The sequence below is a fragment of the Lactobacillus xujianguonis genome, from assembly GCF_004009905.1.
GTDB lineage: Bacteria > Bacillota > Bacilli > Lactobacillales > Lactobacillaceae > Lactobacillus > Lactobacillus xujianguonis.
The window spans coordinates 45,568-57,853 of sequence record NZ_ML136874.1; the positions used below are offsets into that span (position 1 = coordinate 45,568).

Consider the following 12,286-nt stretch of genomic DNA (forward strand, 5'->3'; position numbering starts at 1 on the left):
ACCATGTAGTTAGTATTTAACTTAATTTTGGAATCGCTTCTGCAAATAGCTAGCAGTAAGTGATAAGCAGAAACAAACAATGAAGTACATGATCGCAATAATGACATACATTGGAATTAAATAAGTCGTATTTTGACTGTAAATAATTTGCGCATGATAGAGCAATTCCGGCAAAACGATGATTGTTGCCAAAGAGGTATCTTTGACTAAAGAGACAAATTGCGATAACAAGGCTGGAATCATATTATGTAAGGCTTGTGGCAGCACAACATGAAACATCGCTTGACCAAAAGTCATCCCATTAGATCTGGCACCTTCCATTTGTCCAGGATCAATTGAGGAAATCCCACTTCGAACGATTTCCGCCAGCATTGCTCCCTCAAAAATTACCAGGGCAATAATTGAGGCCGTAACCGGATTAGTAACAATGCCTAATTGCGGTAAACCGAAGTAGGTAAAGAAAATAATTAACAGTAATGGTAAATTACGAATCAGGTCAATGATAAAGCCGACAATTGCGGAAATTCTAAACTTTTTGATATCCATATAGCGGATCAAGCCTAAGAATAACCCCACAATAAAACTCAAGGCAATTGAAATCAATGAAACATAAATTGTCACCCACAAACCTTGTAATAAGAAGCGAATGTCAATCCATGAATAAGCATGAATAAAAGTTTCCATTTTTCTTCCTTTCTTACACTAGTTTGCAAATTTCTTTTCAAGGTAACGCATGTAGTAGCTAAGTGGCATGGTCAAAATCAAATAAAATAAACCAACAACCACATAGGTATCAATCGTCTTTAGCGTTGCAAAGGCAATGATTTGCGCTTGATACATTAAATCAAATCCGGCAACAAAAGCTAAAACAGATGAATTCTTAATCAAGTTGACAAACTGATTACCTAATGGTGGAATTACGATTTTCATTGCTTGCGGCAAAATGACATAGCGCATCGCCTGAATATAGGTCATGCCGTTGGAGCGAGCACCTTCCATTTGCCCTTCTCCAATCGAATTAATTCCTGACTTAACCGTTTCAGCAATAAAAGCTGAAGTGTATAGCGTTAAGCCAATTGTTCCGGCTTGAAAGCCTGATAATTTAACAATAAAGCGGGGAACAATCAAATAAAAGATCATCACGATAACCAATAAGGGAATATTACGAAAAATTTCAACGTAAATCCTAGCTATCACACGCCCGAACTTAGGTGGTGCAACTTCTAATAAGGCAAAAATTACGCCAAGAATTAAACTGAAGAATAAGGCAATAATGCTGCACAAAATTGTATTCCAAAAGCCCATTAGAAAGGCTGACCAATTGTTAGTGATTATTTGCCACACTTTTAATTCATCTCCTTCACGTTAAAACCAGGAATGCCTTTGAACCATTTATCAAGCAATTTTTGATAAATGCCATTGGCTTTTAATTCTGCAAGAGCTTGATTTAAATGTTCAACCATTTGTTTTTGCCCTTTATTAACAGCAATCCCGTATGGTGCGTTTACATAAACGCCACCAACTAACTTATAACCCGGATTTTCTTGTGCAATTCCGGCTAAAATCCCATTATCAGTAGTCAAAGCAACACCTTGACCAGCCTTTAAAGCTGACATTGCTTGGCCATAATCATCATATTGTAAAACTCTAGCCTTAGGGGCAAACTTATGCACATCATCAACAGCTGTTGTTCCCTTAACTGCTAAGACAGTTTGATCATTTAATTGTCGTACACTAGTAATCTTGCTAGATTTAGGGACTAATAATGATGATCCAGCTGGAAAGTATGGCTTAGTAAAAGTAACCTGTTTTTCTCTTTCAGGCGTAATCGTCATCGTGGCTAATACTGCATCAATATTGTGATTCTTTAATAATGGAATTCGCGTGTTAGCTGTAGTCGTTACAAAGTTAGCCTTGGCCTTTTTGCCTAACATTTGTTTCGTTAATGCTTGGGCTAAATCAACTTCAAACCCTTCGATTTTACCAGTGCGAATGATAGTCAAACCAAATAACCGCGTATCTGCTCGAATCCCCCAAGTAATCGCATCATCACGTTTAACTTGTTGATAAGTATTGCCCTCATCCTTTTTACATGCCGACAAAGTCAGAACAAGCAAAAGACTAACAACAAGTAAAATAATTCGTTTATTTTTTCTCATTGTTATCACCTAATCTTTGGAAATAACTTTACTCAAGAAATCACGAGCACGTTCAGTATCAGGATGAGCAAAAAACTCTTCAGGTTTGCGGTCTTCTAAAACTTCCCCTTTGTCAAAGAAAATTAAACGCGTACCCACTTTACGTGCAAAGCCCATTTCGTGAGTTACTACAACCATCGTAATCCCTTGTTCAGCAACATACTTCATGACATCTAATACATCCTGAATCATTTCTGGGTCCAAAGCACTAGTTGGTTCATCAAATAAAATCACTTTAGGATGCATTGCTAAAGAACGAGCAATTGCCACTCGCTGCTTCTGCCCACCTGACACCTGTCGTGGATAAGCGTTGGCTTTATCGGCCATGCCAACTTTTTCTAAATAACGCATCGCAATTTCTTTATTTTCATCATCTGGACGTTTTAACACAATTTTTGGTGCTAAAGTGACATTTTCAAGCACAGTGTGATTTTCATATAGATTGAAATTCTGGAAAACCATGCCTACATTTTTACGAATTTTATTAATATCAGTTGCTTTATCAGCTAAATCATGGCCAGTAACAATTAATTGACCGCTATTGATTCTTTCTAAACCATTCATAGTTCTAATCAAAGTACTTTTCCCTGAACCAGATGGGCCAATAATTGAAACAACTTCACCTTCATTGATTGTTAAGTTAATATTCTTTAACGCGTGTAACTTGCCATAATATTTATTTACATCACGAAATTCGATAATCGGTGTCATACTCTATAAACCTTTCTGTTAAAATTAATTAATTATTATTTTACCTTTTTTCGCTAATATTAAAAAGCTATACCAAATCAATTACACACATTTTTAAACTTTATTCGATAAATGATCTGCTATTTGCTAGATGTTTATGCGTATTTTATTTAAAATGTACGTATCGATTAGGCGAGCGATTTTTTCTGAAAACTCCAGCGAAAGTGTTGTTTTTACTATAGTTAACCGTTAAGATGTTAGGTGATGAAAACAAAGGAGAAAAGAATGAAAAAACTTGATAAGCCTGTGATTATTGGGATTGCCGGTGGGTCTGGTAGTGGTAAAACTACCATCGCTCATGAAATTGCTGCACGAATTCATGATAATGATCGAATTATGATTATGACGCAAGATTCGTATTATAAAGACAATACTGGCGTATCAATGCAAGACCGCATGAAGATTAATTACGATCATCCTGATGCCTTCGATATGCCATTACTTGAAGCACAATTAAATCAACTGCTTCATTGTAAGCCAATCGAAATGCCAACTTATGATTTCACTGCGCATACTCGTAGTGATGAAACCATTCATGTTGAGCCAGCTGATATCATCATCTTAGAAGGAATTCTGGTTCTCTTTAACGAAGAAATTCGTAATCTAATGAATATCAAAGTTTATGTTGATACGGACGATGATATTCGGTTCATTCGCCGTTTAGAACGTGATATGAAAGAACGAGGCCGTTCACTTGATTCAGTAATTAACCAATACTTAAGTACGGTTAAGCCAATGTATCATCAATTCATCGAGCCTACTAAACGGTATGCTGATATTATTGTTCCTGAAAGCGGAGCAAATAATGTTGCCATCGACATGTTAACCACTAAAATTAAATCAATTTTAGGTTAGCAAAAAGCGTTCAAACTGATTAAAGTTTGAGCGCTTTTTTCTTATGTTTGAAAAAGATCATTCTTCTTGCTGGTGACTAGTTTCCAAAATTCGATTATATTTCTTAGCAAAGAAGACAAGTAATACCACACTGGCAATAACATAAATTACTGCAGCAATGTAATAAGCATTAGCATAGCCGTCTTGCGTATTGAACAAGTAAAATTCGGTAAACAAACCATCGATTACCCCAACTACGGCATAGGCAATTTGAACTACCGCTGTAAAGGCTGGACGCAAGTCTTTATCAACAATGACCATTTGAACTTCTTGTTGAATTGGCATCGTCGCATTGGCTAATCCAGTTCTCAAGAAGAGCAAAATACCAACAATGACGAATAATACCATGCCACTACCGAGGTGACGGCCATTAGCTAACAGCAACATAACTGGAACACAAGTTAAAGTTCCGGCCGCTACGGAAACGATCGCACCTAATTTCTTTTCTAAGAATGGGGCAAAGAAATAACCAATTAACATTGCGGCTTGCACAAAAGTATTAATTGTCGAAGTTACATCCCGCGGAATATGTAAGTAATTATTCAAATAAATTGGAACATAAACTGCAATTAATCGTGCACCTAATTGAACTCCCGCAATATAAGCAATCCACATAACTGCTTTTTTGTTAAGCAATTTCTTGTACATTGCCTTTTTATCGGTTTTAGTATTGGAAGCTGTACCTTCTGAACGATAATCACTTGGAATATCCTTAATAAATAAAGCCAAGATAAAAGCCAACATCGTAACTGCAGCAGTGATTAACAATAAAATTCGATATGAATTAGTATAGTCAACTAAAGTTTGACCTACCATTGTTTCAGGTCTAGCAGACAAAGTTGAAGCTTCGCCATAACTAATTTTTCTAATCATACTGAAGAAAAGCACGATGGCTTTCCCACCCAAAAAAGTACAGATGGTTTGCGTGATCAAGTTAACGATCATGACCACTGAGAACATCTTAGTTCTAATCTTACCTGGAACATATGACGTCCACATCAATGGATACATCAGATCATAAACTCCAATGGCAGTCCAAGAAATGGTATAAGCAATCATAATTACTGCTTGGTTAGTTGTTACACAAGTCAAGGCCATAAAAATCGCGGTCATTGGTGGTAAAACTAATAAAATTTTACGATAACCCCATTTATGAACGGTCGTGATCATCAGTGACATCAAAATAGCGGTCGCTGCATTAAAAATATTTAACCCCGAAATAAGATGAGGAGCGACAATTTTATAATATGATAAAGCCGCATCATTAGTAATCCCAGTAACTGCGCCTAAAATTCCGTAAATACAGAGATAAATATAGACGTTTCTTTTATAACGAGGATTCCACTGTCGGACGACTTCTTTTTCTTCTTTAGTCATCTAATCCTTCTTTCAATCATTCAACACTGTAAGCGATAACAGAATAGTTATATTTAATTTTATCACTTATTGAATGCTTCGCAGAGAAATTAAAATAACTATTATTTTTCACTAATCTTTCACTAATTACTTTCTGGTCGTAAGACATGATCAAACAAATTAGTAATTAACTTAACTAAAACACCATCAAATAATAACGCCGAGATCACACCTGCAATAAACATGGCAACTTGCAAATTAACAGAATACTTATACCAGCCATATAAGAAATACTGTGGAATATATCCACCTAAATTAGCAAAAAAGGCACCAGTCATGACACTTGCCCAAGAAAAGTTTTGATAACGACTCTTTTTAGGGAAAAAGCCAATTTCATTAGTGGCCCCTTGAATCAAACCTTCAAGCATAGTTAAGGCTCCCCACTGACCACCGATTGCCATTTCAACAACCGAAGCAAGTAACTCACCTAAAGTACCTGAACCAATCGTCGGCACAAAATACATTGCTAATGGTGCCGCCATATACCATAGTCCAGAAAAAGCCATGTCCATTACTGGTGCATAACCTGTGGGTAACAGCGCTAGTTTGGTTAAGTTATACACATTATTAAAACCGTAAGTGTAGATAACCCCCATAATAATTCCGATCAGAGCAACTAAAATAATTGCTTTAACATCCCATTTGGAAGATCTTTTAAACATGAAAAAACTCCTTTTTAACTAATCTAATAAGTCAAAAGGAGTAGTTTAAAACTCAAATTTTAACACTTCCCTTGCGCAAGTATTATCTTGTTCAGGTTCAAAGGGTTTTATCTCAGCTTTCCAGCACCCCTAGTGACTTAAATATTTACTTATGTGTTAAGTATACCACACTTAATCAAAAGCCATTTGATCAGTATAAAGTTTGTAATAAAAACCTCTTTCTTTGATTAACTGTTGGTGATTGCCAGCTTCAATAACTTCTCTATCTTTTAAAATGACAATTTTATCGGAATTAAGGATCATTTTTAGCCGGTGAGCAATGACAAAACTAGTTCTACCGGCAATAACCGCAGCCATCGCTTTTTGAATTTTTTCTTCGGTTACTGTATCCACATTTGAAGTAGCCTCATCCAAAATCAAGAATGGCGGATTGGTCAAAATAGTCCGCGCAATCGAAATTAACTGTTTTTGCCCAGTTGAGAAAACTGACCCACTATCACTAACCCAGGTGTCATATTTTTGAGGTAAACTCATAATAAAATCATGAATATTAGCTTGTTTAGCGGCAGCAACAACTTCATCCATTGTGGCATTAGGTTTTCCGTAGCGAATATTATCTGCAATGGTACCACTGAACAAAACAGAATCCTGTAAAACTATTCCTACATTGCTGCGTAAGGAACTTAATTGAATTTGGCGAATATCAGTCCCATCAAAGGTAATTTTTCCTGCATCAACATCATAGAAGCGATTAAGTAAATTCATAATGGTTGTCTTCCCAGACCCTGTAGCACCAACAATTCCGACCATCTGACCAGGCTTAACTTTAAAACTAATATTTTCCAAAGTTGGCTGCTTACTGCCAGGGTAAGTGAAGGTAACTTGATCAAACTCAACACTGCCACCTAATTCATCTTTATTGGCTGCTTCATTAAACTTTACCGCTGGCTGAGTTGCTAGGACTTCGCCAATTCTGCCTAAAGATATTTGCGCCCGCGCAAACTGCATCATTGTCATCCCTGCAATCATAATTGTCCAAAGTAAGGTCAAAATATAATTAACAAATGGACTGATCACAGTAACATCTGTAGGATGGCTGGCAATTGCCCGTCCAATGAGAAAGACAACTAAGGTAATTACCAAATAAGCAATTAATTGAAAGGCTGGCATTACTGAAGAGAACCAGTAACCAATCACAATATTGTAGTCGTTTAACTTATCAGAAGTTTGATCGAATTTTTTAACCTCTTGCGGACCTTGATTAAAGGACTTAACGACACGAACTCCTTGTAAAGTTTCTTGCGCTTGATTGAAAATTTGATCCATTTTTTCCTGAAATTTACCAAATAAAGCTCTCATTTTCTTGAGCACAATCACACCAAATTCGACAATCAAAGCAACCATCAAAACCGTGACCCACCAATAACGAGGAATAATAACTATGCAGAAGATAAAGGAACCCACAATTAAAATTGGCATTCTTAAAAGCTGCATGAACAGCTGCATAATCATATTCATAACCTGGTTCATATCGTTAATTAACCGCGTAGTTAACGAACCTACTGAAAATTCTTCAATATTACCAAAAGAAAAACTTTGAATTTTAGCATAAGTTTCTGCACGCAAATCACTGGTAACACCCTGAGCAATACGAGCCGCATAATAAACATTTACAATTCCGCTCACAATTGCAATCAGACCTAAAGCTATCAAAATTATTCCATCCTGGACTACTATTTATTTTTGGTCAGCCATAATGGCTTTTTGGATATTTTCCAATAATTTTGGTTGATATAAACTAGCAAAAGCTGAATCGATAATTGCTAGCAAAGCACAAATGACATCTTTTTTATAGTGCTTTAGATGTGGAACTAAGATTTTAAAGTTACGCATTATCTTCCTCCTCTTGCATTGCTAAATACTTAAAAAAGATCTGGTTCCATTCTTCAGTTAGGTCAAGTAATTGTTTCATTTTAGCCGCTCCCATTTCTTGGGCGGTTTTTTCTTCTAAATCAAATAAAGGTTGCATCTTCTTTTGGGCATACTTTTTCCCTTCAGGTGTTAAATGACACAACTTAGCACGCTTATCTTTAGGATTAACTTTTAATGCCAAATATCCTTGCTTTTGTAGAAGCTTTATCCCCTTATTAATTGATTGCTTTGGCATATCGCTAAGTTTAGTTAATTCTTTTTGCGTCAATTCTTGCCGCATCAATAATTCATAGAGAATCATTGCTAAGTAGTCAGGCAAATGATGCTGGTTATTCCATTGTTCATACCCCTTGCTACCACGTACAATGGCTGTAGTGACTTTTTCCGTAATTGAAATTTTCATAGTTAGTCCTCACAGATACTAATTTGCTTAAATATAATAATAGTACATATGCGGACTATTGTCAAAACAAAAAAAGATCAAACTAGTGATTAACACTAATTTGATCCCTGTCAGTTGGTTAGAATTGACTAAAACTAGCTAATTTTTCTTTAGTTAAGTCCCGGATGATTGCGGTGGCTAAATTAACAGAAGCTTTAAAGTCATGATAACTACTGAAGCAGTATGGTGAATGTTCATAGCGAACTGGAATCCCGATAACAATAGTTGGTGCCCCATTTTCATAATAAATTGCAGCTCCATCTTGTCCGCCACCAGTACGAACTGACCGGGTATATGGAATGCCATTCTTATCAGCTAAATCACATGCATATTGCTGGAATTTTGGATTAGGCAAAAAGGTGGTATCCATATCTCTTAGCATTGGTCCACGTTTAAGACCGGTTTGTGATAACCAATCTGGAGTAAAAGTATCATCAGCTGGACAACTCTCTAAAACTAAACAAACGTCGGGTTTAACTTTTCTAGCAGTCACATAAGCACCACGCAGGCCAACTTCTTCTTGGCTAGATAAAGCAGCGACTACATCAAAGTTAGTTTCTTCACCCTTTAAGTTGTCGAGTACATCCGCCATTGCAGCTGCACCGAATCGATCATCAAAGTCTTTACCAAAAAAGAGTCCAGTGCGTTCGTTATATTCACACTTAACGTCAACAAAGATTGGACAGCCAGTATCAATCTTGAAGTCCTTAATTGTCTCTTCCCGGCTCAAAGAACCAACATCAATTGACATCTCAGCCACATCGGGCACGCTATTGCGCTCTGCTGCCGTCATAAAGTGTGGTGGTTTAGTAGCAACAACTCCTGGAACATATTCACCATCACGGTTTCTAACTTTAACTTTTAATGCGGGAATATTATATTTAGCCCATCCGCCAAGGGGAACAAATTTAATCAAACCATTTGGCCGGACAGCTTGCGTAATAAAGCCAACTGCGTCTGAGTGTGCATCCAGCTGAATTACTGGACGATCACCTTTATTTTCTTTCTTATTAGCATAAACGTTCAGCATCCCGTCAACTTCAACATTAGCAGTATCTTGAACTTGCTTTTTAAATAATTTAACGAATTCTTCTTCAAAGCCAGATGTAGCATTTGCATCAGAAAATGCCTTTAACATTTCAATTTCTTGCTCTTTTTGCATCTTTTTTCCTTTCAAAAACAGAACTAATTTTACCTTCTATTGTATTAAAATATATGTATTATGAAAACTAATTCAACTACTAAACCAATTTGGAAAAGAAATTTATTTGTTTTATCAATTGCTGTCTTTATTGCTGGGATTGCTTTCTCTGAAGTAATGCCATTTTTACCGCTATATATCGGGACTTTAGGAAACTTTAGCCATCAAGAACTTAACTTTTGGTCAGGCTTTATTTATTCAGGTACTTTCTTTGTCTCGGCCATTATCTCTCCTTGGTGGGGTAAATTAGCCGACAAAAAAGGCCGCAAGCTCATGATTTTACATGCTTCTTTCGGGATGGCTTTTGTCATTGGTGCTATGAGCTTAGTTACTAATGTCTGGCAGTTATTCTTCTTGCGGATGTTGCAGGGAGTCTTCGCTGGCTTTGTTTCTAATGCTAATACCTTAATTGCAACTGAAACACCGAAGCATCATGCTGGACAAGCTCTGGGAACGATGAGCTCAAGCGTTACGGCGGGAACACTACTTGGACCAATGCTGGGCGGTTTTTTGGCTTCAGTTTTCTCATATCGAGTAACTTTCTTTATCACTGGTGGTCTACTTTTAATTTCATTTTTACTCTCGCTTTTCTTTGTCCACGAAGATGACTTTAAGCCTGTCACTGAAAAGAAATTGGACAAAGCCAGCGGTGTTATTAAGTCCTTACGCAGTCCTCGATTAATTTTTGGTTTATTATTAACCACGCTAATTATTCAAGCAGCTAATAATTCCATTAATCCGATTGTTTCGCTTTATGTTAAGCAATTAATGCATAACCAAGGCAGTGTTACGTTCATTTCCGGGATCATTGCCGCCTTACCAGGAATTGCCACTTTTTTAGTAGCTTCTCGTTTAGGTCTCTTAGGTGACAAAATCGGAACCCACAAAATTATCATCGCTGGTTTCTTAGGTGCAACGGTACTTTTCTTACTGACAGCCTTCGTTCAAAATGCCTGGCAACTTGGAATCTTACGCTTCTCAGTTGGTTTTACTGATGCTTGCCTTTTCCCACAAGTTCAGACTTTACTTTCGAAGAATTCTCCAGCTGAAGTAACAGGAAGAATTTTTTCTTGGAATCAATCGGCTATGTACACTGGGAATATTATTGGACCCCTGTTAGGATCAACCGTTTCAGGCTTTTCTAGTTACAGCATGGTCTTTATTGTTACTGCCGGGCTGGTCGTCATTAACCTTCTTCTATTTAGGATTAATGTCATCAAAAATTTAAAATAGGTTGACAAACTACCAAGAAGCTAGTTAAATATAAAGCAACAAATGTGATGACCTTTAAATTAGTCCCGTGAGGCTAAGAAGGAAGTCTGCGTTAGTGTTTTTCATACACCATAACCAGGAGACCATCTTAGACTACGCGTCTAAGGTGGTCTTTTTCTTAGGTCATCCTTTAAGAAAAAGTTAGGAGTTTGAAGTATGAGTAAAAACGCGAAAGAAAACTTTCGTAATCCGGACGCGATTCTAGACGTCTATGAAAAGCCAGAATTTGGCCAAGGAGTACTACTATCATTGCAGCACATGTTTGCGATGTTTGGTTCTACTGTATTAGTACCAATTTTAATTGGAATTAGTCCAAGTATTGCCCTACTTTCTTCAGGGGTTGGTACTTTAGTTCACATGCTCTTGACCCACTTCAAGATTCCAGCATATCTTGGTTCTAGTTTTGCCTTTGTTGCTACCATGCAAGCCTTGATGAAAGCAGACGGCTATCCAGCTGTTGCTCAAGGTGCAATTGCATCTGGTTTAGTTTATGTAGTTGTGGCCTTAGTCATCGCTAAGATTGGTTCTGGCTGGGTTAACAAAGTTTTACCACCAATCGTGGTCGGACCGATTATTATCGTTATTGGATTGTCACTTGCTACTACGGCTGCTAATGACGCCATGATGAACCATGAAAAGTATGACTTAACCTACTTCGGCGTGGCCATTTTTACTCTGGTCATGACTTTGATCTTCCAAATGTGCTTCAAGGGCTTCACTAGTTTAGTTTCCATCATGCTCGGCATCATTTGTGGTTACATCTTAGCCTGCTGCCTCGGCATTGTGGACTTCTCTGGAGTTGAAAAAGCTGCCTGGTTCTCGCTTCCACCTCTTGATGTCATGGGCATTAGTTACCACTTCAAATGGTATCCAGCCGCTATTTTAGCCATGGCACCGATCGCCTTCGTAACGATGACAGAGCACATGGGCCACATCATGGTGCTTAATTCATTAACTAAACGGAACTTCTTCAAGAATCCAGGCTTGCACAGAACAATGATGGGGGACGGTATTTCCACAATTATCGCCGGTTTCATCGGTGGTCCTCCTACCACTTCTTACGGTGAAAACATCGGTGTGTTAGCTATGACTAAGGTTCACTCAGTTTGGGTTCTTGCAGGAGCTGCAGTTTGTGCCATCATCTTCAGTTTCGTCGGTAAATTAGCCGCTTTAATTGAATCAATTCCAATGCCAGTTATTGGTGGGATTTCCTTCTTACTCTTTGGGACAATTGCTTCTAACGGTTTAAAGATCTTAGTTGATGATCAAATCGACTTTGGTGAAAAGCGTAATATGTTAATTGCCTCAGTTATCTTAGTTATCGGTATCGGTGGTGCTTACCTCCAACTTGGCAATTTCCAATTAACTTCAGTTGCCCTTTCAACAATCATTGGGATGATTTTGAACTGGGTATTGCCGAAGAAGGCTGCCAGTGAAAAGGCACTTGAAGAAAAGAATAAACAAAAACAAGAAGGTAAGATTTACCAATAATTTGAAATAAGTACTAAAAAAGCAGTTA

11 protein-coding genes, 1 pseudogene and 1 riboswitch are annotated in these 12,286 nt (G+C 37.4%); of the genes and pseudogenes, 3 read left to right on the forward strand and 9 right to left on the reverse strand.

Features of this window, described 5'->3' with window-relative positions:
- Positions 1–21 precede the first annotated feature (21 nt).
- The 4 genes from EJK17_RS02550 to EJK17_RS02565 are packed head-to-tail and all read right to left on the reverse strand — an operon-like array spanning position 22 to position 2,909.
- The gene (locus EJK17_RS02550; protein ID WP_103661521.1) at positions 22–684 is read right to left on the reverse strand and encodes an amino acid ABC transporter permease; all 663 of its coding nucleotides are present in this window, start codon (positions 682–684) and stop codon (positions 22–24) included.
- 18 nt (positions 685–702) lie between these two features.
- A complete protein-coding gene (locus EJK17_RS02555; RefSeq protein ID WP_103661522.1) occupies positions 703–1,344 on the reverse strand; it encodes an amino acid ABC transporter permease in 642 nt (213 codons plus the stop codon).
- 2 nt (positions 1,345–1,346) lie between these two features.
- The gene (locus EJK17_RS02560; protein WP_103661523.1) at positions 1,347–2,159 is read right to left on the reverse strand and encodes a transporter substrate-binding domain-containing protein; all 813 of its coding nucleotides are present in this window, start codon (positions 2,157–2,159) and stop codon (positions 1,347–1,349) included.
- Positions 2,160–2,168: 9 nt separating this feature from the next.
- A complete protein-coding gene (locus tag EJK17_RS02565; RefSeq protein ID WP_103661524.1) occupies positions 2,169–2,909 on the reverse strand; it encodes an amino acid ABC transporter ATP-binding protein in 741 nt (246 codons plus the stop codon).
- A 264-nt stretch (positions 2,910–3,173) separates the two neighbouring features.
- On the opposite strand from EJK17_RS02565, the gene udk reads away from it, so the two are divergent.
- Positions 3,174–3,803 carry a uridine kinase gene (gene udk, locus EJK17_RS02570; RefSeq protein ID WP_103661525.1) on the forward strand — a complete coding sequence of 210 codons (630 nt, stop codon included), beginning with the start codon at positions 3,174–3,176 and terminating at the stop codon, positions 3,801–3,803.
- Positions 3,804–3,860: 57 nt separating this feature from the next.
- Here udk and EJK17_RS02575 read toward each other — a convergent pair whose 3' ends face one another.
- The 5 genes and pseudogenes from EJK17_RS02575 to EJK17_RS02595 all read right to left on the reverse strand — a co-directional run bounded on the left by EJK17_RS02575 (position 3,861) and on the right by EJK17_RS02595 (position 9,456).
- Complete coding sequence (locus tag EJK17_RS02575) at positions 3,861–5,219, reverse strand: MFS transporter (protein ID WP_127796166.1); 1,359 nt, start codon at positions 5,217–5,219, stop codon at positions 3,861–3,863.
- A gap of 122 nt (positions 5,220–5,341) precedes the next feature.
- Positions 5,342–5,920, reverse strand: a complete 579-nt coding sequence (locus EJK17_RS02580) for an ECF transporter S component (RefSeq protein ID WP_103661527.1) — start codon at positions 5,918–5,920, stop codon at positions 5,342–5,344.
- 50 nt (positions 5,921–5,970) lie between these two features.
- Positions 5,971–6,061, reverse strand: a riboswitch (TPP riboswitch).
- A 30-nt stretch (positions 6,062–6,091) separates the two neighbouring features.
- Positions 6,092–7,813: pseudogene (locus EJK17_RS11965) on the reverse strand (ABC transporter ATP-binding protein).
- Positions 7,806–8,255: a MarR family winged helix-turn-helix transcriptional regulator gene (locus EJK17_RS02590; protein WP_103661528.1), complete on the reverse strand. Its 450-nt coding sequence runs from the start codon at positions 8,253–8,255 to the stop codon at positions 7,806–7,808. The pseudogene EJK17_RS11965 and the gene EJK17_RS02590 overlap by 8 nt, the downstream one beginning before the upstream one ends.
- A gap of 118 nt (positions 8,256–8,373) precedes the next feature.
- Entirely contained in the window at positions 8,374–9,456 is a 1,083-nt protein-coding gene (locus EJK17_RS02595; RefSeq protein ID WP_103661529.1) for a M42 family metallopeptidase, read from the reverse strand.
- A gap of 60 nt (positions 9,457–9,516) precedes the next feature.
- On the opposite strand from EJK17_RS02595, the gene EJK17_RS02600 reads away from it, so the two are divergent.
- Together EJK17_RS02600 and EJK17_RS02605 are read left to right on the forward strand one after the other, a co-directional pair.
- A complete protein-coding gene (locus EJK17_RS02600; RefSeq protein ID WP_127796167.1) occupies positions 9,517–10,728 on the forward strand; it encodes a multidrug efflux MFS transporter in 1,212 nt (403 codons plus the stop codon).
- Between the two features lie 195 nt (positions 10,729–10,923).
- Positions 10,924–12,258 (forward strand): uracil-xanthine permease family protein, encoded by a 1,335-nt coding sequence (locus EJK17_RS02605; RefSeq protein ID WP_103661531.1) that lies wholly within the window; start codon positions 10,924–10,926, stop codon positions 12,256–12,258.
- Positions 12,259–12,286 lie beyond the last annotated feature (28 nt).